Origin of the sequence: Streptomyces sp. NPDC047117, assembly GCF_040643545.1 — a bacterium.
Classification (GTDB): Bacteria; Actinomycetota; Actinomycetes; order Streptomycetales; family Streptomycetaceae; genus Streptomyces.
In genome coordinates this window covers 136,457-156,453 of sequence record NZ_JBEYUN010000013.1, presented here as the reverse complement: position 1 = coordinate 156,453, position 19,997 = coordinate 136,457, and the positions used below count along the sequence as shown (strand labels likewise).

The following is a 19,997-nucleotide window of genomic DNA, read 5'->3' as shown; positions in this document are numbered from 1 at the left end:
CGCCGTACGCGCGCGGCAAGGAACCCGCGGCGTCACGGGTCCGTCGAAGGACTCATCACGTCCCGGGTTCGGCAAGGAACAGCACCACGAAAGGCACCTCCCATGACCTCCACCCCCACCGCTCTCACCGTCGAGCAGGCCGACGCGCGGCTCGGCGAACTGACCGTCATCGACGTGCGGACGCCCGGGGAATACGCGGCGGGCCATCTGCCCGGCGCGTACAACGTCCCGCTGGACCGGATCGACGAGGCCGTGCCCGCGCTGCGGAGCGCGGCGTCGCGGGCCGAACTGCTGATGGTGTGCGCCTCCGGCAACCGGTCGGCGCGGGCCTGCGCCGAGCTCGCCGAACGGGACGTATCGGCCGCCACCCTGACCGGCGGCACCGAGGACTGGCTGCGGCACGGCCTGGAGGTGCGGCGCCCGGCGGACGCGCGCACCGTCTGGGCCATGGAACGCCAGGTCCGGCTGGCCGCCGGCGGGCTGGTCCTGAGCGGCCTGCTCGCCGGCCGGCGGTGGCCCGCCGCCCGGCTGCTGTCGGCCGGCATCGCCGGCGGACTGGTTCTCTCGGCCGTCACCGACACCTGCGGCATGGCCCGGCTGCTGGCGAAGCTGCCGCACAACCGGGCGCCGCGGGCCGAACTGTCCGCCACCCTGGCCGAGCTGGGCGGCTGACGCCCCGTACGGGGACCAGGGTCACCCGGCCCGGGTCGGCCGTCCCGCGAGGCCGTCCAGGTCCGCGCGGGTCAGGCCGGTCAGCCGGGCGACCTCGGCGGTGTCCACGGCGCCGCAGTCCAGGCCGCGCAGCAGGTAGCCGCTGAGCGCCTTGGCCGTGGCGGGCTCGTCCATCACGGCGCCGCCGGTCTTGGCGACGTACGCGGCGAGGCGCGCGGCGGCCTGCTCCAGGCCCTCGCGGTAGAAGGCGTACACGGCCGCGTACCGGGTCGGCAGGTGGGCCGGGTGCATGTCCCAGCCCTGGTAGTAGGCGCGGGCCAGCGAGCGGCGGACCAGGCCGTGGTGGAGCCGCCAGGCGTCGTGGACCTGGGCGGTGGCGCCGACCGGGAGCACGTTCGTGGAACCGTCGGACAGCCGGACCCCCGTACCGGCTGCCGCCACCTGCATGACGGCCTTGGCGTGGTCGGCCACCGGGTGGTCCAGCGACTGGTACGCCGCGCTGACGCCGCACGAGGCGCTGTAGTCGAAGGTGCCGTAGTGCAGCGAGGTGGCGCGGCCCTCGGCGGCCTCGATCATGCGGGCGACGGTGGCCCGGCCGTCGGCGCCCAGGATCGACTGGGTGGTCTCGATCTGGATCTCGAAGCCGATCCGGCCCGCTTCCAGGCCGTGCTCCTTCTCGAAGGCCTCCAGCAGCCGGACCATGGCGGTGACCTGCTCGGCGTAGGTGACCTTGGGGAGGGTGAGCACGAGACCCTCGGGGAGGCCGCCGGCCTTCATGAGGCCGGTGAGGAAGATGTCCAGGGTGCGGATGCCGCGGTCGCGGACGGCGGCCTCCATGCACTTCATGCGGATGCCCATGTACGGGGCCGCGGTGCCGTCCTGGTACCCGGCGGCGATGGTGGCGGCGGCGCGGGCCGCGGCCTCGTCCTCCTCCGCGTCCGGACGGTTGCCGTAGCCGTCCTCGAAGTCGACGCGCAGGTCCTCGATGGGCTCGCGCTCCAGCTTGGCCCGTACGCGGTCGTACACGGGGCCTGCGAGCTCGTCGGAGATGCCGAGGACGGAGGCGAGCGCGGCGGCGTCCGGGGCGTGCTCGTCCAGCGCGGTGCGCGCGGCCTCGCCCCAGGAGCGGATGGTGTCGGCGGCGAAGATGTCGCCGGGGACGTAGACCGTGTGGACGGGCTGGCGGGTGCCCGGGTCGCCCGGGTAACGCCGCGCGAGGTCCGCGTCGACCGCTGCCAGGGCGGTTCCGATCTCCTCGCGTACGGTGCTCGCAAGGCTCGTGGCCACGGGCTCCTGCTGCGGCATTCGACACCCTCCCGATAAGGGGACGTTTCCGTCCCGAGGTTCGCTAAAGAGTCGCGTAAGTTCCGCTTCATGGAAGCAAAACTCCGCATAGCGAAGCTATCCGCGCCGTCTGTCCAGGTCAACACCCATCTTGTCGCCGCGCGCACTTCGCGCCCCTCGCACACACCGGGCCCCGTACGCGGCGTACGCGTACGGGGCCCGGTGACGTGCCGTGGGACGGGTCAGCCCTTGCGGGTCTTGATCTCGTCGGTCAGGGCGGGGACGACGTCGAAGAGGTCGCCGACGACGCCGTAGTCGACCAGCTCGAAGATCGGGGCCTCGGCGTCCTTGTTGATGGCCACGATGGTCTTCGAGGTCTGCATGCCCGCGCGGTGCTGGATCGCGCCGGAGATGCCCGCGGCGATGTACAGCTGCGGGGAGACCGACTTACCGGTCTGGCCGACCTGGTTGGTGTGCGGGTACCAGCCCGCGTCCACCGCGGCGCGCGAGGCGCCCACGGCCGCGCCGAGGGAGTCGGCCAGGGCCTCGATGACGGGGAAGTTCTCCGCACCGTTGACACCGCGGCCACCGGACACGACGATCGCGGCCTCGGTCAGGTCCGGGCGGCCGGTGGACTCGCGCGGGGTGCGGGAGACGACCTTGGTGCCCTTGGAGGCGTCGGCCACGGTCACCGCGAGGGCCTCGACCGCGCCGGCGGCCGGGGCGGCCTCCACGGCGGCGGAGTTGGGCTTGACGGTGATGACCGGGGTGCCCTTGGTGATGCGGGACTTGGTGGTGAAGGAGGCGGCGAACACCGACTGGGTGGCCACCGGGCCCTCGTCGCCGGACTCCAGGTCGACGGCGTCGGTGATGATGCCGGAGCCGATACGGATCGCCAGGCGGGCACCGATCTCCTTGCCCTCGGCGGAGGAGGGCAGCAGCACCGCGGCCGGGGAGACGGCCTCGACGGCGGCCTGGAGCGCGTCCACCTTCGGGGCGACCAGGTAGTCGGCGAACTCGGCGTTGTCGGCGGTCAGGACCTTGACCGCGCCGTGCTCGGCGAGCGCGGCGGCGGTGTCGGCCGCGCCGTTGCCGAGGGAGACGGCGACCGGGTCACCGATGCGGCGGGCGAGGGTGAGCAGTTCGAGGGTCGGCTTGCGGACGGCGCCGTCCACGTGGTCGACGTAGACAAGGACTTCAGCCATGGGATTGCACTCCTGCGAAAAGACGATGCGGTTGAGGGGCGACCGAGCCGGGGACGCACCCCGGCCGCAGGGGCCTTAGATGAACTTCTGGCCCGCGAGGAACTCGGCGAGCTGCTTGGCGCCCTCGCCCTCGTCCTTGACGATCGTGCCGGCGGTGCGCGCCGGGCGCTCGGTGGCGTCCTCGACCTTGGTCCAGGCGCCCTCCAGACCGACCTCGTCCGCGTCGATGTCCAGGTCGTCGAGCTCCAGCTCCTCGACCGGCTTCTTCTTCGCGGCCATGATGCCCTTGAAGGAGGGGTAACGCGCCTCGCCGGACTGGTCGGTGACCGACACGACGGCCGGGAGCGCGGCCTCCAGCTGCTCGGTGGCGGTGTCGCCGTCGCGGCGGCCCTTGACCGTGCCGTCCTCGACGGAGACCTCGGAGAGCTGGGTGACCTGCGGGACACCGAGGCGCTCGGCCAGCATCGCCGGCAGCACGCCCATGGTGCCGTCGGTGGAGGCCATACCGCAGACGACCAGGTCGTAGCCGGTCTTCTCGATGGCCTTGGCCAGCACCAGGGAGGTGCCCACGGCGTCGGTGCCGTGCAGGTCCTCGTCCTCGACGTGCACGCCCTTGTCGGCACCCATCGACAGCGCCTTGCGGATCGCGTCGTTCGCGTCCTCGGGGCCGACGGTGAGCACGGTGATCTCCGCGTCGTCGGCCGCTTCCTTGATCTGGAGAGCCTGCTCGACGGCGTACTCATCCAGCTCCGAGAGCAGACCGTCCACGTCGTCGCGGTCGACGGTCAGGTCCTCGGCGAAGTGCCGGTCGCCGGTGGCGTCGGGCACGTACTTCACACAGACAACGATCCTCAGGCTCACGCCGGCTCTCCTACCTGCTTCGTCGCTTCACAACTGCCTTGTGCTGGCAGCATAGGCGCCTGTTGGGGCGGCTCCCGGTCGGGTGCGCGTCCCCGCGCCGACCGAAATATTACTCGCCAGTACACCTATGCGTATCCCCGATATCAAGCTCGTCGAACTGTGACCTTGACAACGGCCCCGACCTGGCGTGTCGGGGCCGCCGGACGGGGCGTCAATCACGTAGGGCGGTGAACCGTCCCTGGTGGTACAGCAAGGGCTTGCCGTGGCCCGTCGGATCCCCGACGACGACCTCGGCGAGCACGATCCGGTGGTCCCCCGCGGGCACCCGCGCCACGACCCGGCCGACCATCCAGGCCAGCACGCCGTCGAGGACCGGCACGCCCTGGGGGCCGGTGCGCCAGGAGGTGGGCGCGGCGAAGCGGTCGGCGCCGCTGCGCGCGAAGGTGGCGGCCAGCTCCTGCTGGTCCTCGCCGAGTATGTGGACGCCGACGTACTCCGCCTCCGCGACGACGGGCCAGCTGGAGCTGCCGGTGCCCACCCCGAAGGAGATCAGGGGCGGCTCGGCGGCGACGGAGGTGAGGGAGGTGGCGGTGAAGCCGACGGGGGCGCTGCTGCCCTGCGCGGTGATCACGGCGACCCCCGCCGCGTGCTGCCGGAAGACCGAGCGCAGCAGTTCGGGAGAGGCCAGCTGTGGTGCGGCGAGGTCGGGCGAGACGGTCATGAACGAGTCCTTCTGCCGTGGCGTACGTGCCGGAGCGGTGCTGTCGTCGCTGCTCACTCGCCCGGACAGCACGCGCTCGCAGTGCGCAGGAGGTCCACGTGGGCGCGTCCGTACAGAAGGGGGTCAGGCCGCATGACGTCAGACTGACGATGCGTGCGTGATGCAGTCAAGTGCTCACCGGCAGGTGCGACAACAATCACGCAGCGTGCAAAGGAGCACGTCGTCGCGGGCGTCACGAGTCCACGGCGGCACCCAGCGCCGCGATGACGTCCGCCTTGCGCGGCTGCCCCGCGGCCCGGCGGACGATCGCGCCGGCGCCGTTCAGGACCAGGACGGTGGGGGTGCGGTCGATGCGCAGCTCGCGTACGAGGTCGAGGTGGGCCTCGGCGTCCACCTCGACGTGGGTCACGCCGGGCACCATCCCGGCGACGTCCTCCAGAGTGCGGCGAGTGGCACGGCACGGCTGGCAGAACGCGCTGGAGAACTGCACGAGCGTGGCCCGCTCCCCCAGCCCGGCACCGATCCGCTCCGCGGTCAGCCGCTCCGGTCCCTGCTGTCCTGCTGCCTGCCCTGCCACCTTCGGCCTTCCGTCGCCGCGCGTCCCTCACGTACTTCTGGACCAGCGTAGGCAGGCCGGCGGTCATTCCCGGCGGCCCGCTCCCGAGGGGACGGATGCCCGCGCGGTGCCGTGGCGCCGGGCCGCGCGGGGTAGATGTGCGGTGACCCCCGCACCATGACGTGACGAGGATCTCCCGTCCCGAAGCGGCGCGGCGGTGGCCACTGCGGCCTTCTTCGGGCACGATCTCCCGAAAGCCGCAAGGCTACGGCCGCGTAACTTCCCGCCGGGAGAACCCCTCCCCAGGCACACAGAAGGGGAACCCCCGACATGGCAGAGCTCGTCTATCCGCCCGTCATCGGCTTCGCCCGGACGGCGTTCAAGGCGCTCGACCTCAAGTTCGACATCGCGGGCACGGAGAACATCCCGCGGCGCGGTGGCGCGGTCCTCGTCAGCAACCACATCGGCTACCTGGACTTCGTCTTCTGCGGCCTGTCGGCCCGCCCCGCGAAGCGGCTGGTGCGCTTCATGGCGAAGGACTCCGTCTTCCGGCACAAGGTCTCGGGCCCGCTGATGCGCGCCATGAAGCACATACCGGTCGACCGTTCCCAGGGCGTGCACGCCTACCGCCACGCGCTGAGCGCGCTGCGCGGGGGCGAGATCATCGGGGTCTTCCCCGAGGCCACCATCTCCGAGTCCTTCACGCTGAAGAACTTCAAGTCCGGCGCGGCCCGGCTGGCCCAGGAGGCCGGCGTGCCGCTGCTCCCGATGGCGCTGTGGGGCACCCAGCGGCTGTGGACCAAGGGCCACAAGCGCGACCTGGGCCGGAACCACTTCCCGATCACGATCCGGGTCGGCGAGCCGCTCGAGGCGCCCGCCGACGAGCAGCCGGAGAAGATCACCGACCGGCTGCGCACCCGGGTGCAGGACCTGCTGGAGGCGGCCCAGCGCACCTACCCCGTACGCCCCAGGGGCCCGGAGGACACCTGGTGGGTACCGGCCCACCTGGGCGGCACGGCACCCGCACCGCGCGCGGTGAGCTGACCTCAGCGGCGGATCTCGCCGAGCTGGATGCGCGCGCCCGGGGAGAACTTCTCCAGCGTCTCGGCGAGTTCGGCACCCGCCTCCTCCAGCGCGTCCAGGGACATCGGCGCCATGCGCTCCAGGAGGAACAGCGCGCGGGTGGAGTCCTCGGTGAGGCGGGTGCGGACGCCCTGCCGCCAGTTCCAGCGGCGGCAGGTGACACCGGCGGCGTCCCGCCAGACGACCTCGCCCGGCTCGGGGTGCTCGACGACCTGTTCGCCGCCCGCGGCCGTCTCGAAGGGCTCGTCCCCGGTGGCGCGTACGAGCCGCATGTCGCCCTCGATGCGGTCCAGGTCCTCGCCGCCGACCGGGACGGCGTGCGCGACGCTGATCGCGTTGTAGACGTCGACGAGACGGTTCACACGGGGCAGGCCGCCCTCGGTCAGCGCGCGCCGGGCCAGCGCCTCGGCGGAATTACGGGTGCGCGAGGGCTTGGCCCCGAAGGCGGTGTACGCGGCGCGCCAGGCGGCGATGTGCGGTTCGTCCTGCGGGGGCGCACCGCCGAGCCGTACGGCGAGCCGGGCGGCGGCTTCGTCGAGGAGCGCCGAACTGGCCTCGTCGCTGGGCCCGTTGACCAGGTCGCGGGCCTCGACCACGAGGTGCGCGAAGCCGGGGGCCAGCGCCCGGACGTCGTCGGAGACGGTGACGGAAATACTCATGCCCGGCATTCCAGCACGCACGGACGCGGTTCAGCAAACTGACCTTTACAGTACAGTCCACTGAACCGCGTCAGGGGTGATTCCCAGCCCGTACGGGTCAGGGCTTGCCCATCTCCTCGCGGAGCGCGGCGACGAACCCGTCCACGTCGTCCTCCGTGGTGTCGAAGGAGCACATCCACCGGACGTCGCCGGCCGCCTCGTCCCAGAAGTAGAAGCGGTAGCGCTTCATCAGGCGCTCGCTCACGTCGTGCGGCAGCCGCGCGAAGACGGCGTTGGCCTGGACCGGGTAGAGGATCTCCACGCCGTCGACGGCGCGCACCCCGGCGGCCAGCCGCTGCGCCATCGTGTTGGCGTGCCGGGCGTTGCGCAGCCACAGGTCCTTGGCGAGCAGCGCCTCCAGCTGCACCGACACGAAGCGCATCTTGGAGGCCAGCTGCATCGACAGCTTGCGCAGGTGCTTCATGGCGCGCACGGCGTCGGGGTTGATGACGACCACGGCCTCGCCGAAGATCGCCCCGTTCTTCGTGCCGCCGAGCGAGAGGACGTCCACGCCCACGGCGTTGGTGAACGCCCGCATGGGAACGTCCAGCGACGCCGAGGCGTTGGCTATCCGGGAGCCGTCGAGATGGACGACCATGCCGCGCTCGTGGGCGTGCTCGCAGATGGCCCGGATCTCGTCGGGGGTGTAGAGCGTGCCCAGTTCGGTGTTCTGCGTGATCGACACGGCCTGCGGCATGGCCCTGTGCTCGTCGTCCCAGCCGTACGCCTCGCGGTCGATCAGCTCCGGGGTGAGCTTGCCGTCCGGGGTGGGGACGGTCAGCAGCTTCAGGCCGCCGACCCGCTCCGGCGCGCCGCATTCGTCGACGTTGATGTGCGCGGACTCCGCGCAGATCACGGCGCCCCAGCGGTCCGTCACGGCCTGGAGGGCCACGACGTTGGCGCCGGTGCCGTTGAAGACCGGGAAGGCCTCGGCGGTCGGCCCGAAGTGGCTGCGGATGACGCGCTGGAGATTCTCGGTGTACTCGTCCCCGCCGTAGGCGATCTGGTGACCGCCGTTGGCGAGGGCGAGCGCTTCGAGGATCTCGGGGTGCGTGCCGGCGTAGTTGTCGCTGGCGAAGCCGCGCACCGACGGGTCGTGGTGGCGCCGTGCGTCGGTCCTGCCGGTGCCGGCGGCGGATTCCGTGGCCCGCTCCGCCCGGCCCACCGCTTCGCGCACGGCGGGGCCCACGGCCTCGGTCACGGCCTTCGCTACGGCCTCGGTCACTGCCTCGGTCACGGCTTGGGGGTCAGCCACAGACGCTGTCCATTCACTTCCCGGGCGGGCCGGTCCCAGACGCCGACGACGGCTTCGGCCAGCTCCGTCACGTCCGTGAAGCCCGCGAATTTGGCGTTCGGTCGCTCGGCGCGCATCCGGTCGTTGACGAGCGCCTTGACCACCAGGATCGCAGCCGCCGCACGCGGTCCGCTCTCGCCCCCGGCCTTGCGGAAGGCGTCACCCAGCGCCAGGGTCCAGGCCTCGGCCGCGGCCTTCGACGCGGCGTAGGCGGCGTTCCCGGCCGTCGGCTTGCTCGCGCCGGCCGCGCTGATCAGCAGGTAGCGGCCGTTCCCGCTGCGCTGCAGCGCCCCCTCGAAGGCGAGCGAGGTGTGCTGGACGGTACGGACCAGCAGCTTCTCCAGCAGGTCCCAGTCGGCGAGGTCGGTCTCGGCGAAGGAGGCCGAGCCGCGCCAGCCGCCCACGAGGTGCACCAGCCCGTCGATCCGGCCGAACTCCTTCTCCGTACGGTCCACCCACTCCCGGGTGGCGGCCAGGTCCAGCAGGTCGACGGTGTCGCCCGTGACGGTCGCGCCGCCGTGCGCGTACCGCGCGGCGTCCACCGCCTCGGCCAGCCGCTCCGCATCCGCGTCCGAGGCGACGACCGTGGCCCCCGCCTCGGCCAGCCGCAGCAGCGCCGCCCGGCCCGCCGGGCCGCCCGCGCCTGCCACCGCGACGACCGCGCCGTCCAGCACGCCCTGGTTACCGGTCGAAGTCGTAGTCATCTCCGCCTCCCGCTGCTTCTCGTCCGCGCTCACGCCGCCGCTCCGGCCGCTGTACCGGCCGTGATGCCCTTGGTGGAGGCAATCACCTCACGGAGCTTCTTGCGCAGGGCCTCATAGAACATGCTCAGCGGGAATTCGTCCGGAAGCACCTCGTCGACGAGTTTGCGCGGCGGCAGGCTCAGGTCCAGGGCGTCGGGACCCTTGGCCCAGACCGAGCCGGGGTGCGGCGCGAGGTAGGTGGAGACCAGGTCGTAGGCGGCGAACCAGTGGACCAGCTTGGGCCGGTCGATGCCGTCGCGGTAGAGCTTCTCGATCTCGCCGCACAGCTCCTGCGTCACCTGCGGGATCCGGTCCCAGTCGATGTGCAGGGTGTTGTCCGTCCAGCGCACGGCGTCGTGCTGGTGCAGGTAGGCGAAGAGGAGCTGGCCGCCGAGGCCGTCGTAGTTCTTCACGCGGTCACCGGTGACCGGGAAGCGGAACATCCGGTCGAAGATCACCGCGTACTGCACGTCCCTGGCCTGCGGCAGGCCCTCCGCCTCCAGCTTCACGGCCTCCTTGAAGGCGGTGAGGTCGCAGCGCAGCTCCTCCAGGCCGTACATCCAGAACGGCTGCCGCTGCTTGATCATGAAGGGGTCGAAGGGCAGGTCACCGTGGCTGTGCGTACGGTCGTGGACCATGTCCCACAGGACGAACGCCTCCTGGCACCGGTCCTGGTCGGACAGCATCGCCCGGACGTCGTCCGGCAGCTCGATGCCCAGCACCTCCACGGCGGCCTCGCTGACCCGGCGGAACCGCGCGGCCTCGCGGTCGCAGAAGATGCCGCCCCAGCTGAAGCGCTCCGGGGCCTCCCGCACGGCGATGGTCTCGGGGAAGAGCACCGCGGAGTTGGTGTCGTACCCGGCGGTGAAGTCCTCGAAGGTGATGCCGCAGAACAGCGGGTTGTCGTAGCGCGTGCGCTCCAGGTCCGCGAGCCACTCGGGCCAGACCATGCGCAGCACGACGGCCTCGAAGTTGCGGTCCGGGTTGCCGTTCTGGGTGTACATCGGGAAGACGACCAGGTGCTGGAGGCCGTCCTCGCGGCCGCGCGCCGGCTGGAAGGCGAGCAGCGAGTCCAGGAAGTCCGGCACCCCGAAGCCGCCGTCGGCCCAGCGGCGCAGATCGGCGACGAGCGCGCGGTGGTACGCGGCGTCGTGCGGCAGCAGCGGGGAGAGCGCCTCGACCGCGGCTATGGCGCGGTCCACCTCGCGGCGGACGGCCTCGGCGGCGGGCGCGCCCTCGGCGCCGAGGTCGATGGAGCCGTCGCCGGACTGCCAGGGCCGCAGGGCCTCGACCGCGTCCTTGAGGACCGGCCAGGCCGCGTGCTCGACGACGCGCTCAGCGGTCGAGGTACCCGCCTGGACACTCACAGGCGAAAGAATTTCCGTCATGACTGCCCTCCGGCAGGAGATCGTGTGGTGGGGACACCGTAACCAGGGAGGCTTCGGACTCTCAAGGGGGTACGAAGGAAATCATCCTGCCGTACCCCCGTTGCCGGAGATGTTTTTCCTGCGATCGGGCCGCTCCTCGGCGTTTTCTGTCCTACCCGGCCATTCGGGTGACAGCCGTACCGGGACCGGACGGAACCGGTCGTCATCCGCTCATCGCACGATCAGCGGCCGCTCAGGACCGTGCGGAAAGACGCGATCTTCGGGCTCCGCGACCGCGCCGCCCCGCCGCGCCTCCAAGATGGCCGGACCAGCACGCCGCACCGCCACCAGGGGGCCACCACGTACCCGCGACTTCCCGTCACCGCCTGGGCGGTGCTCGGGCTGCTCTCCTTCCGTGACGACCGCACCGGCTACGACCTCAAGAAGTGGGCCGACGCCTCGCTCCGCTTCTTCTACTGGTCGCCGGCCATCAGCCAGATCTACGCCGAACTGCGCCGCCTGGAGGAGCTGGGCCTGGTCACCTCCCGGCGCTCGGGCCCGGAGGAACCGCGGGCCAAGCGCCGCTACACCATCACCCCGGACGGCCGGGACGCGCTCACCGCCTGGGCGGAGAGCACCCACGACTGCGGCCCGCCGGTCCTCAAGCACCCGCTCGTCCTGCGCATCTGGCTGGGGCACCTCGCCGTGCCCGGCACCCTGCGCACCCTCGTGGAGCGGCACCGCGACCGCACCCGGGCCGCGCTGCGGGAGGTGCGGGAGGCGCTCTCCGGGATCGGGGCGGAGCGCGAGGGCGACTTCCCGCGCGTCGCGCTGGGCTGGAGCGAGCGGCAGCATCTGGCCGAGCTGGAGCTGGCCGAGGCCATGCTCGCCGACCTGGAACGGCTGGGGTGCGGGACGCCGGAAGGGGCCCGGCGGGCGGCGGACGGCCGGGGCCGGAGCGCGCCGCCGGCGCCCCGGCGTCAGCACGCGGAGGACGCGCCCACGCACGGGTGACCGGATTCGCGGCCCCGCGCCCCGCCCGGATAAGACAGGTGCTCTCCGCACCGCCCGCCGACGAGGGAGACACCCCGCGTGAGCACCCGTGCCGTACTGGTCGCCGCCGTCATCACCGGTCTTGTGCTGGGCGTCGCGAGCGCCCGCGCGGGGCACGCCGCGACGACATCCGGTGTTCCCTTCGCCGTCAGCGTGGCCCGTTAGGCTGGCCGCCGTTTCCGGCAGCCGTGCCCCAGCCGGCTGCCGGTGCCGTACTGCCAGCCACAGCCGACAGCCACAGAAGCGAGGCAGCCTTGTCCTTCCTGACCATCGGACACCGCGGGGTCATGGGCGTGGAGCCGGAGAACACCCTGCGTTCCTTCCGCCGCGCCGAACACGAGGGGCTCGACCTCATCGAGCTGGACCTGCACCTCAGCAAGGACGGTGCGCTCGTCGTCATGCACGACGCGGAGGTGGACCGTACGACGGACGGGCACGGGCCGATCGCCGACCACACCCTCGCCGCGCTGCGTGAGATGGACGCGGGCGAGGGCGAGCGGATCCCCGTCTTCGAAGAGGTCGTCGAGGCCGTGAAGGCGCCGCTGCAGGCCGAGATCAAGGACGTGGCGGCGGCCCGCGCGCTGGCCGACGTGCTGCGCGAGCGGGACCTCGTCGACCGGGTCGACGTGATCTCCTTCCACGACGAGGCGCTGGCGGCGGTCAGCGCGCTGCTGCCGGACGTCCGCACCGGCCTCGTGGCCAGCCGGTACGGCAAGGACGTGGTGGACCGGGCGCAGGCGGTGGGCGCCGGGTACGTCTCGCTGAACATCCGGCGGCTCACCCTGGAGCTGACCGAGCGCGCGCACGCGGCGGGCCTGCGGGTGCTCGCCTGGACCGTGAACACCCACGACCAGCTGCGGATCGCCCGCGGACTCGGCCTGGACGGCGTGATCACCGACTTCCCCGAGATCCGCCGGGCGACGCGCTTCACGGCATGACGGCCGCGACGCGGGCCCCGTCGGGCCGGCTTCCCGACCCGCGTCAGGCCAGCTTCTTGACCAGCAGCTCGAACTCCAGGTCATCGCGCTGCGGGATGCCGAACCGCTCGTCGCCGTACGGGAACGGGGTCATCCGGCCGGTGCGCGCGTAGCCGCGGCGCTCGTACCAGGCGATCAGCTCGGCGCGCTGCCGGATGACCGTCATGTGCATCTCGCGCGCTTCCCACTCCTCGGCCACAAGGCGCTCGGCCTCGGCGATGATGACCTTGCCCAGGCCGCCGCCCTGGCGGGTGGGGCGCACCGCGAACATGCCGAAGTACGCGTGCTCCCCGCGGTGTTCGAGCTGGCAGCAGGCCACCAGCTCGCCGTCCTGCTCGGCGACCAGGAGCCGGCTGCCCTCGGCCTCGACCACCGCGGCGACGCCCTCGGGGTCGGTGCGCTGCCCCGCGAGCAGGTCCGCCTCCGTGGTCCAGCCCGCGCGGCTGGCGTCGCCCCGGTACGCCGACTCGATCAGCTCGACGAGGGCGGGGACGTCGGACGCGGTGGCGGGTCGGAAGGTCAGCTCGGGGGCTGGCGTGGTGGCCATGACGGGCGGGGGTCCTCTCGGGGGCGGGCGGGCCGGGGGTACGCGCCGGGCGGACGGCCCGGTGGCTGCGCGCCGGGCGGGCGTGGCGCCCGGTGGTGTCGAGGCTAACAAGGGGGCGGACCCGCACGCCGCCGTGTTCCCCGAGCCCGGGAACCTTTAGGGTCCGTGCCATGGTGCAGGTACTGAGCAGCAGAGTGCTGGTGCGGCCGGCCGACGCCGAGCGGTCGCGGGAGTTCTACGGCAAGGCGCTGGGCCTTCCCGTGTACCGGGAGTTCGGTACGGGGCCCGAGCGCGGGGTCGTGTACTTCCTCGGCGGCGGCTTCCTGGAGGTCTCGGGCCGGTCCGAGGAGCCGCCCACCCCGACGCTCCAGCTCTGGCTCCAGGTCGCGGACGCGGCCGCGGCCCACGAGGAGCTGGTGGCGAACGGCGTGGAGATCCTCCGGCCGCCGGTCAAGGAGCCGTGGGGGCTGATCGAGATGTGGATCGCCGACCCCGACGGCCACCGGATCGTCCTCACCGAAGTCCCGGCGGACCACCCGATCCGGTACCGGCCGGGGATCTGACCCGAGCCGTCGGCCGGCGGAGACCCGGCGGCCGACGGCCATTCGCACACGCGCTCCCTAGTGCGCCTGTGCGCTCCCGTGAAGCAGGTTCCCGATGGGCATCCTGCGAGCGGAAGAGATCGTTCGCGCCGGAGATCCGGCGCGCGCGGTCCGTAGGTGCTCCAGGGGGAGGTACACCGTGCACGGACCGGTGACGGCCGGCTGGCTGCTGGTCGTGCTGTGCGCAGCGGCGGGCATGTACTGCCTCGTGCGCTCGCGGGCGGGGACGGAGCGGGACGCGGGCCTGCGCGGGCGGGCGCGCGGCGAGGCGGTGATGGCGCTGGGCATGGGGGTGATGGCGCTGCCCGCCTCGGCCGTGCCCGTGCCGGGCTGGACGGCATGGGTCTTCGTGGGGGTCTTCGGGGCGACGGGCGTGTGGGCGGTCGCCGCCCGCCATCGTCACCACGCCGTGGGTTCGCTCGCCATGGTCTACATGGCGCTGGCGATGACGGCGGTGCCGGCCGGTACCGGGCACGGCGCCCACGGCGGGGCGGGCGGCATACCCGTCCTGACCGGCCTGCTGCTCGCCTACTACGCCGCGCACGCCGTCGCGTCCGGCCTCCGGCTGATACCGGCCCCCGCCGTGCTGGCGGCGGGGAGCGCGCCGGGCGGCGGGGTGGCGGCCGTGCCGAGGCCCGAGCTGCTGAGCGCCTGCCGGACGGCCATGAGCATGGGGATGTTCACGATGCTGCTGGCGGTGTGAGGCGCGGCGGTGCGGAGCCCGCGGCGAGCCGTGGCGGCTCTCCCGAGCACCTCACACCTCAACTGCCGGTGGTATGCGTCACTCTCTGGGCGAGACCGTACCTCTCAGTAGCCTCCCGCTCATAAAGTGACGGCCATGATGGTCCCCTTCGCGCTGATCCTCCTCGGCGCGCTGGCGGCGGCAGTGGCGCCGCGCCTGATGGCCCGTGCGAGCTGGCCCGACCGCGAACCGGTGCTCGCCCTCTGGGTCTGGCAGTGCGTGGTCGCCGGTGTGCTGCTGTGCTGTGTGCTGGCCATGTCCCTGAGTGCCGCGGCTGCCTGGGAGGCCGTCCGGGGCAACGTCTTCGCGCTCGCCCCGCGCGGCGTCATCGAGGCGTACGCGCTCGGTGCGTACGGCTCCTGGGCCGCGCCGCTGGCCGTCCTCCTCGCCTGCGGCGGGGCATGGACCGCCGTCGTGCTGACCCGAGAGGTGCGGGCCGCGCGGGCGCGCCGCAAACGGCACCGCGCCGATGTCGCGCTGCGCTCCCCGCTGCTGCCCGGCGAGGAGCGGACCGGCGACCCGATGGTGGTGCTGGAGGGCGACCGCGCCGAGGCGTGGTGGCTGCCCGGCCTCTCGCCCCAGCTGGTGGTCACCACCGCCGCGCTGCGCCGCCTGAAGGGGCAGCAGCTCGACGCGGTGATCGCGCACGAGAAGGGCCACGCCCGTGCCCGCCATCACCTGTTGCTGCACTGCGCGGCGGCGCTGGCCGTCGGCTTTCCGCAGGTACCGGTCTTCGCCGCGTTCCAGGACCAGGTGCACCGGCTCGTGGAACTGTCCGCCGACGACATCGCCTCCCGGCGCTTCGGACGGCTCACGACCGCCCTGGCGCTGGTCGAACTGAACGAGGACCGCGGGGTCTTCGGCCCCACCCCGACCCAGTGCGCGCAGGTCCCGGCGCGCGTCGACCGGCTGCTCTCCCCCGCGCCCCGGCTCACCCCGGGCCGTCGCCTGGGCATGACGGCCATGGCCGCACTGGTGCCGGTCGTCCCGCTGCTCGTCACCTTCGTACCGGGGCTGAGCGCCCTCACGTGACGGCGGCGAACGACGCGCGCCACCAAGAGTGGCCCTGACCGGGGTCGTTCCGTCAGGATCGGGGCATGGGATCTCCGTCGCCTCCGTCGTCTTCCGGGATCGACAGGGCCTCCGGGCCCGCCGTGCCGTCCGGGCCCGCGACCAGCGCGCGGGCGCTCCGCGCCGCGGGATGGCTCGCCGCGGTGGCCGTGGCGCTCGCCGTCCTCGTGATCGTCCGCTGGCCACCGCTGATGCACGCGGACCGGACGGTCGCCGGGGAACTGCACCGGGTCGCGCGCACCTCGCCGGACTGGACCGCGGTGAACCGCATCCTCAGCGACTGGGTGTGGGACCCCTGGACCATGCGCGCGGCGCTGGTGGTGCTGGTGGGGTGGCTGTTGTGGTGCGGGGTGCGCGTCCTCGCGGCCTGGGTCGCGGCCACGTCCGTCGCCGGGACGCTGCTGCAGCAGGGCGTCAAGGCCGCGGTGGACCGCCCGCGCCCGGTCTGGCCGGACCCGGTCGACTCGGCGCACTACGCCGCGTTCCCCTCGGGGCACGCGATGACCGCCATGGTCGCCGCCGGACTGGTGCTGTGGGTGCTGCGCGAGCGCGGCGCGCCCGTGACGTGGCTGCGGGTGGTGGGCGCGGTGGCCGTGGTGTCCGTGCTCGGCGTCGGCGCCACCCGCCTCTACCTGGGCGTGCACTGGCTCTCCGACGTCCTGGCCGGCTGGCTCCTCGGCGCCGCCCTGGTGGCCGTGGCGGCGGGCCTGTACACGCGCCTCGCGTCAGCGGCGGCGACGCCCGCGCCACCCGGCCAGGACTGACCGTCCACCGCGGCGGGTGTGTTGCGTCGGTGCAGCGGCCCGCCACGGCGGTCGTGCTTGGTCCGGGGCGCCGGACGGGTCAGGATGTGGTCATGGCGTACAAGGGTGTGCTCTTCGACTTCTCCGGGACGCTGCTGCGGATCGAGCCGGTCACCTCGTGGCTGCGCGGCGCGCTGGACGAGACCGGTATCACCATGACGGAGGAGGCATTCGCCCACACGGCGCGGGAGTTGGACCGCGCCGGCGCGCTGCCCGGCGGGTCCTCCCCGGAGGGGCTGCCCGACGGGCTGGCGGAGTTGTGGCGCATCCGGGACCGTACGGCGGAGCACCACCGCGAGCTGTACACCGCGCTCGCCCGCCAGGTGCCGCTGCCGGCCGAGGAGTTGTACGACACGCTGTACGTCCGCCACAAGTCGCCGGCCGCCTGGGCGCCGTACCCGGACGCAGCCGACGTGCTGCGCGGGCTGCGCGAGCGCGGCGTGGCGACCGGGGTGGTCAGCAACATCGGCTGGGACCTGCGGCCGGTACTGCGGGCGCACGGACTGGCCCCGCTGATCGACGCGTACGTGCTCTCCTACGAGCACGGCATCCAGAAGCCCGACCCGCGCCTCTTCGAACTGGCCTGCCGGGAGCTGGGGCTCGCCCCGCAGGACGTCCTGATGGTCGGCGACGACCGGCACGCGGACGGCGGCGCCCGGGCGCTCGGCTGCGGTTACTTCCCCGTCGACCACCTCCCGGCCGCCGAACGCCCGGACGGCCTGCGCCCGGTGCTCGGTCTGGTCGACTGAGCCCGGTCCCGGTCGACCGGGCTTCGACAGGGCCCAGGCCTCCCGGGAGGCCTGGGCCTTTTCACGTCCGGGTTGTTTCCGCAGGTGAGGGACGCCTCGCCACATTGCGGGTCAGCAAACCATCAGCATCAGCCCTTCCCCACAGCCCCCGAAGCCCGTGCGCTGGTCGGGCATCCCACGCCGCGAAACGTGACCCACATCACGTTACCGGCGGTATCTGAAACAGCGTGTCGCAGGTAAATTGCGGGAACGCAACAGCTGTGGAACCACGCGTGAACACGTGAACAGTCGTCAGTGTCCCGAGCGGCGGCGGCCCCGCACCTGTCTCGACCAGGGCCCCGCGAGCGAGAGTTAGGACCTCCGCACATGGAGCAGCAGCACGTCGACGTCCTGGTCATCGGCGCCGGCATATCCGGCATCAGTGCCGCGTCCCACGTCCTGCGCGACGAGCCCGGCGCGTCGCTCGTCGTGCTCGAGCGTCGCGCCCGGGTCGGCGGCACCTGGGACCTCTTCCAGTACCCCGGGATCCGCTCCGACTCCGACATGCCCACCTTCGGCTTCGGCTTCCGCCCCTGGCGCGACGCGCGGATCCTCGCCGACGGCGCGCAGATCCGGCAGTACGTCGAGGACGCCGCGGCCGACCGCGGCGTGCTGGAACGCATCCGCTTCAACCGCCGCGCGATCAGCGCCGACTTCTCGCACCGCACCGGCCGCTGGGACGTGGAGGTCGAGGACGAGGCCACCGGCGAGCGCGAGTCGTACAGTGCGGGCTACCTCATCGGCGCGACCGGCTACTACGACTACGACCGGCCCTACCGCCCGCAGTTCCCCGGCGAGGAGGACTTCCAGGGCACCTTGGTCCACCCGCAGCACTGGCCGGAGGACCTCGACCACAAGAACAAGCGCGTGGTCGTCATCGGCTCCGGCGCCACCGCCATCACGCTGCTGCCCGCGATGGCCGACGAGGCCGCGCACGTCACCATGCTGCAGCGCTCGCCCACCTACATCCTCACCCTGCCCAAGGTCGACCCGCTCACCTCCGTGCTGCAGAAGGTGCACGCCCCGGCCCGGCTCACGTACAAGGTCGTCCGGGCCCGCAACATCGCGCTGCAGCGCGGAAGTTACGCCTTCTGCCGCAGGTACCCCCGCCTGGCCCGCAAGGCGCTGCTCGGCCTCGTACGGGCGCAGGCCGGCAAGGGCGTCGACATGCGTCACTTCAGCCCGCACTACAAGCCCTGGGACCAGCGCCTTTGCGTGGTCCCCGGCGGTGACCTGTTCAAGGTGCTCAAGAGCGGCAAGGCGGCGATCGCCACCGACCACATCGACACCTTCACCGCCGACGGCATCCGCCTGAAGTCCGGCGAGGAGCTGAAGGCCGACATCATCGTCACCGCCACCGGCCTGAGCGTCCGCCTCATGGGCGGCATGGACCTCTCCGTCGACGGCCAACCCGTGGACGTCAAGAACCGCGTCCTCTACAAGGCCGTCATGCTCGAGGGCGTCCCCAACATGTCGCTCGTCATCGGCTACACCAACGCCTCCTGGACCCTCAAGGCGGACCTCGCGGCCGACTACACGGCCCGCCTGCTGGCCCACATGCGCCGCAACGGCCACGACATCGCCACCCCGGTGGCCTCCGACGGCGACCGCTCCGAGTTCTCCGTCATGGGCGAGGCACTGACGTCCGGCTACATCGCCCGGGCCAACGAGGTCATGCCGCGCCAGGGCACCCGCGACCCGTGGCGGCTGTGGAACAACTACTACCGCGACCGCGCCATGCTCCAGGAGGCCCCCATCGAGGACGGGCCGCTGCGCTTCGAGAAGGCGACCGGTACGGCCGCGGCGGCCGCCGAGACCCCGGAAACGACCCGCGCGGCCTGACGGCCCGGTGTGTCCGGCCGGCAGGTCCGGGCACACCCCGCACGCACACCCACACGGATTCATCCACGCACACCCGCATCACGCATCTCCCCCAAAAAAATCGAGGACGAAGATGTCTGCGAACCTGACCCGGAAGGTGTACGACGAGCGCCTGCGGACTCTGTCCGAGGGCTCCGTCAACGTCAACTTCAACGCCTTCACCGACATCAAGTGGGACGACCCCGAGTTCGCCGTGGACACCAGCGACCCGCGCTGGGTGCTGACCTCGGCGGACGCCCTGGGCGCCCACCCCTGGTACCAGGAGCAGCCGCTGGAGACGCAGATCCGGATCGGGATCTGGCGCTGGGCGGTCATCGCCAAGGTGGGCATGCAGTTCGAGAACCTGCTGATGCGCGGAGCGCTCGACTACATCTATCAACTGGACAACCGCAACCAGGAGTTCCGGTATCTCACGCACGAGATAACCGAAGAGACCCACCACACCCAGATGTTCCAGGAGCTGGTCAACCGCACCGGCGTGAACACCGCGGGCGGCAAGCGCTGGTTCCGTCAGCTCAGCCGCGTACTGCCGCTGTTCGGCTCGATCTACCCCGAGGCGTTCTTCACCGGCATCCTGGCCGGCGAGGAGCCCATCGACCACCTGCAGAAGGGGGCGCTGCGCAGCGGTGAGCCGGTGCACCCGCTCCCGCAGCGGATCATGCAGATCCACATCGCCGAAGAGGCCCGGCACATCTCCTTCGCCCACGAGTTCCTGCGGCTGCGCGTCCCGAACTACGGCAAGGCCCGCCGCGGCGCCCTGTCCGTCCTCTTCCCGGTGATCATGCGCGTGCTGTGCGACGTCATCATGATCCCCGACCGGAAGTCCGCCGCGGAGGTCGGCATCCCGGCCTGGGTGATCAAGGACGTCTTCTGGAAGTCCGAGGCCGGCGAGAAGATGCTCCGCAACCTCTTCTCCGACGTGCGGATGCTGGCCGAGGAGATCGGCCTGATGAACAAGGTGTCCCGCCCGGTGTGGCGGGCCCTGCGCATCGGCGGCCGCCCCGCGCGCTTCCGCGGCGAGCCCGCCGTGCACGCCGACTGAGCGCCCG

At 72.3% G+C, this 19,997-nt stretch carries 23 protein-coding genes; 12 read left to right on the top strand and 11 right to left on the bottom strand.

Annotated features, from left to right (window positions below; genetic code table 11):
* Positions 1–102: 102 nt before the first annotated feature.
* On the top strand, positions 103–672 hold the full coding sequence (locus ABZ840_RS24830) for a rhodanese-like domain-containing protein (RefSeq protein ID WP_361562342.1): 570 nt from the start codon (positions 103–105) through the stop codon (positions 670–672).
* A gap of 21 nt (positions 673–693) precedes the next feature.
* Here the strand turns inward: ABZ840_RS24830 and ABZ840_RS24825 are convergent, their stop codons facing one another.
* The 6 genes from ABZ840_RS24825 to ABZ840_RS24800 all read right to left on the bottom strand — a co-directional run bounded on the left by ABZ840_RS24825 (position 694) and on the right by ABZ840_RS24800 (position 5,320).
* Positions 694–1,977, bottom strand: coding sequence for an aldolase/citrate lyase family protein (locus ABZ840_RS24825; protein WP_361562340.1), 1,284 nt, complete (start codon positions 1,975–1,977; stop codon positions 694–696).
* Positions 1,978–2,198: 221 nt separating this feature from the next.
* Positions 2,199–3,161, bottom strand: coding sequence for an electron transfer flavoprotein subunit alpha/FixB family protein (locus ABZ840_RS24820; protein ID WP_361562338.1), 963 nt, complete (start codon positions 3,159–3,161; stop codon positions 2,199–2,201).
* 75 nt (positions 3,162–3,236) lie between these two features.
* A complete protein-coding gene (locus ABZ840_RS24815) occupies positions 3,237–4,022 on the bottom strand; it encodes an electron transfer flavoprotein subunit beta/FixA family protein (RefSeq protein WP_103835402.1) in 786 nt (261 codons plus the stop codon).
* Positions 4,023–4,233: 211 nt separating this feature from the next.
* Complete coding sequence (locus ABZ840_RS24810) at positions 4,234–4,743, bottom strand: flavin reductase family protein (protein ID WP_361562336.1); 510 nt, start codon at positions 4,741–4,743, stop codon at positions 4,234–4,236.
* Positions 4,744–4,796: 53 nt separating this feature from the next.
* Positions 4,797–4,877 (bottom strand): putative leader peptide, encoded by an 81-nt coding sequence (locus ABZ840_RS24805; RefSeq protein WP_361562527.1) that lies wholly within the window; start codon positions 4,875–4,877, stop codon positions 4,797–4,799.
* A 98-nt stretch (positions 4,878–4,975) separates the two neighbouring features.
* Positions 4,976–5,320 (bottom strand): thioredoxin family protein, encoded by a 345-nt coding sequence (locus ABZ840_RS24800; protein WP_361562334.1) that lies wholly within the window; start codon positions 5,318–5,320, stop codon positions 4,976–4,978.
* Positions 5,321–5,629: 309 nt separating this feature from the next.
* Between ABZ840_RS24800 and ABZ840_RS24795 the strand changes: the two genes are divergently transcribed.
* On the top strand, positions 5,630–6,343 hold the full coding sequence (locus tag ABZ840_RS24795; protein WP_361562333.1) for a lysophospholipid acyltransferase family protein: 714 nt from the start codon (positions 5,630–5,632) through the stop codon (positions 6,341–6,343).
* A 2-nt stretch (positions 6,344–6,345) separates the two neighbouring features.
* Here ABZ840_RS24795 and ABZ840_RS24790 read toward each other — a convergent pair whose 3' ends face one another.
* From ABZ840_RS24790 to ABZ840_RS24775, 4 genes are all read right to left on the bottom strand, one after another.
* Positions 6,346–7,041: a phenylalanine--tRNA ligase beta subunit-related protein gene (locus ABZ840_RS24790; RefSeq protein WP_361562331.1), complete on the bottom strand. Its 696-nt coding sequence runs from the start codon at positions 7,039–7,041 to the stop codon at positions 6,346–6,348.
* 97 nt (positions 7,042–7,138) lie between these two features.
* Positions 7,139–8,245: a low specificity L-threonine aldolase gene (locus ABZ840_RS24785; protein ID WP_361562525.1), complete on the bottom strand. Its 1,107-nt coding sequence runs from the start codon at positions 8,243–8,245 to the stop codon at positions 7,139–7,141.
* A 68-nt stretch (positions 8,246–8,313) separates the two neighbouring features.
* A complete protein-coding gene (locus tag ABZ840_RS24780) occupies positions 8,314–9,078 on the bottom strand; it encodes an SDR family oxidoreductase (protein WP_361562329.1) in 765 nt (254 codons plus the stop codon).
* A 29-nt stretch (positions 9,079–9,107) separates the two neighbouring features.
* Positions 9,108–10,505: a DUF6421 family protein gene (locus tag ABZ840_RS24775; protein ID WP_361562327.1), complete on the bottom strand. Its 1,398-nt coding sequence runs from the start codon at positions 10,503–10,505 to the stop codon at positions 9,108–9,110.
* A gap of 240 nt (positions 10,506–10,745) precedes the next feature.
* On the opposite strand from ABZ840_RS24775, the gene ABZ840_RS24770 reads away from it, so the two are divergent.
* The 3 genes from ABZ840_RS24770 (at position 10,746) to ABZ840_RS24760 (ending at position 12,475) form a co-directional block, all read left to right on the top strand.
* Positions 10,746–11,498 carry a PadR family transcriptional regulator gene (locus tag ABZ840_RS24770; protein WP_361562326.1) on the top strand — a complete coding sequence of 251 codons (753 nt, stop codon included), beginning with the start codon at positions 10,746–10,748 and terminating at the stop codon, positions 11,496–11,498.
* 78 nt (positions 11,499–11,576) lie between these two features.
* Complete coding sequence (locus ABZ840_RS24765) at positions 11,577–11,702, top strand: hypothetical protein (protein WP_351598893.1); 126 nt, start codon at positions 11,577–11,579, stop codon at positions 11,700–11,702.
* Positions 11,703–11,791: 89 nt separating this feature from the next.
* On the top strand, positions 11,792–12,475 hold the full coding sequence (locus ABZ840_RS24760; RefSeq protein WP_361562325.1) for a glycerophosphodiester phosphodiesterase family protein: 684 nt from the start codon (positions 11,792–11,794) through the stop codon (positions 12,473–12,475).
* 43 nt (positions 12,476–12,518) lie between these two features.
* On the opposite strand, the gene ABZ840_RS24755 is transcribed toward ABZ840_RS24760, so the two are convergent.
* Positions 12,519–13,061: a GNAT family N-acetyltransferase gene (locus ABZ840_RS24755; RefSeq protein ID WP_361562323.1), complete on the bottom strand. Its 543-nt coding sequence runs from the start codon at positions 13,059–13,061 to the stop codon at positions 12,519–12,521.
* 170 nt (positions 13,062–13,231) lie between these two features.
* On the opposite strand from ABZ840_RS24755, the gene ABZ840_RS24750 reads away from it, so the two are divergent.
* The 7 genes from ABZ840_RS24750 (at position 13,232) to ABZ840_RS24720 (ending at position 19,990) form a co-directional block, all read left to right on the top strand.
* On the top strand, positions 13,232–13,624 hold the full coding sequence (locus ABZ840_RS24750; protein WP_361562322.1) for a VOC family protein: 393 nt from the start codon (positions 13,232–13,234) through the stop codon (positions 13,622–13,624).
* Between the two features lie 178 nt (positions 13,625–13,802).
* Entirely contained in the window at positions 13,803–14,366 is a 564-nt protein-coding gene (locus ABZ840_RS24745) for a DUF5134 domain-containing protein (RefSeq protein ID WP_361562320.1), read from the top strand.
* 135 nt (positions 14,367–14,501) lie between these two features.
* A complete protein-coding gene (locus ABZ840_RS24740; protein WP_361562318.1) occupies positions 14,502–15,437 on the top strand; it encodes a M56 family metallopeptidase in 936 nt (311 codons plus the stop codon).
* A gap of 65 nt (positions 15,438–15,502) precedes the next feature.
* Positions 15,503–16,240 (top strand): phosphatase PAP2 family protein, encoded by a 738-nt coding sequence (locus ABZ840_RS24735; protein WP_361562316.1) that lies wholly within the window; start codon positions 15,503–15,505, stop codon positions 16,238–16,240.
* A gap of 92 nt (positions 16,241–16,332) precedes the next feature.
* Positions 16,333–17,028, top strand: coding sequence for an HAD-IA family hydrolase (locus tag ABZ840_RS24730; protein ID WP_361562314.1), 696 nt, complete (start codon positions 16,333–16,335; stop codon positions 17,026–17,028).
* Positions 17,029–17,394: 366 nt separating this feature from the next.
* The gene (locus tag ABZ840_RS24725) at positions 17,395–18,909 is read left to right on the top strand and encodes an NAD(P)/FAD-dependent oxidoreductase (protein ID WP_361562313.1); all 1,515 of its coding nucleotides are present in this window, start codon (positions 17,395–17,397) and stop codon (positions 18,907–18,909) included.
* 112 nt (positions 18,910–19,021) lie between these two features.
* Positions 19,022–19,990, top strand: a complete 969-nt coding sequence (locus tag ABZ840_RS24720) for a diiron oxygenase (RefSeq protein ID WP_361562311.1) — start codon at positions 19,022–19,024, stop codon at positions 19,988–19,990.
* Positions 19,991–19,997 lie beyond the last annotated feature (7 nt).

Coding starts and splice junctions, on each gene's coding strand:
- ABZ840_RS24825 (WP_361562340.1), bottom strand. CDS start 1,977: ATGCCGCAGCAGGAGCCCGTGGCCACGAGCCTTGCGAGCACCGTACGC.
- ABZ840_RS24750 (WP_361562322.1), top strand. CDS start 13,232: ATGGTGCAGGTACTGAGCAGCAGAGTGCTGGTGCGGCCGGCCGACGCC.
- ABZ840_RS24730 (WP_361562314.1), top strand. CDS start 16,333: ATGGCGTACAAGGGTGTGCTCTTCGACTTCTCCGGGACGCTGCTGCGG.
- ABZ840_RS24720 (WP_361562311.1), top strand. CDS start 19,022: ATGTCTGCGAACCTGACCCGGAAGGTGTACGACGAGCGCCTGCGGACT.
- ABZ840_RS24810 (WP_361562336.1), bottom strand. CDS start 4,743: ATGACCGTCTCGCCCGACCTCGCCGCACCACAGCTGGCCTCTCCCGAA.
- ABZ840_RS24780 (WP_361562329.1), bottom strand. CDS start 9,078: ATGACTACGACTTCGACCGGTAACCAGGGCGTGCTGGACGGCGCGGTC.
- ABZ840_RS24755 (WP_361562323.1), bottom strand. CDS start 13,061: ATGGCCACCACGCCAGCCCCCGAGCTGACCTTCCGACCCGCCACCGCG.
- ABZ840_RS24830 (WP_361562342.1), top strand. CDS start 103: ATGACCTCCACCCCCACCGCTCTCACCGTCGAGCAGGCCGACGCGCGG.
- ABZ840_RS24790 (WP_361562331.1), bottom strand. CDS start 7,041: ATGAGTATTTCCGTCACCGTCTCCGACGACGTCCGGGCGCTGGCCCCC.
- ABZ840_RS24820 (WP_361562338.1), bottom strand. CDS start 3,161: ATGGCTGAAGTCCTTGTCTACGTCGACCACGTGGACGGCGCCGTCCGC.
- ABZ840_RS24795 (WP_361562333.1), top strand. CDS start 5,630: ATGGCAGAGCTCGTCTATCCGCCCGTCATCGGCTTCGCCCGGACGGCG.
- ABZ840_RS24775 (WP_361562327.1), bottom strand. CDS start 10,505: ATGACGGAAATTCTTTCGCCTGTGAGTGTCCAGGCGGGTACCTCGACC.
- ABZ840_RS24735 (WP_361562316.1), top strand. CDS start 15,503: ATGGGATCTCCGTCGCCTCCGTCGTCTTCCGGGATCGACAGGGCCTCC.
- ABZ840_RS24805 (WP_361562527.1), bottom strand. CDS start 4,877: ATGCGGCCTGACCCCCTTCTGTACGGACGCGCCCACGTGGACCTCCTG.
- ABZ840_RS24725 (WP_361562313.1), top strand. CDS start 17,395: ATGGAGCAGCAGCACGTCGACGTCCTGGTCATCGGCGCCGGCATATCC.
- ABZ840_RS24740 (WP_361562318.1), top strand. CDS start 14,502: ATGATGGTCCCCTTCGCGCTGATCCTCCTCGGCGCGCTGGCGGCGGCA.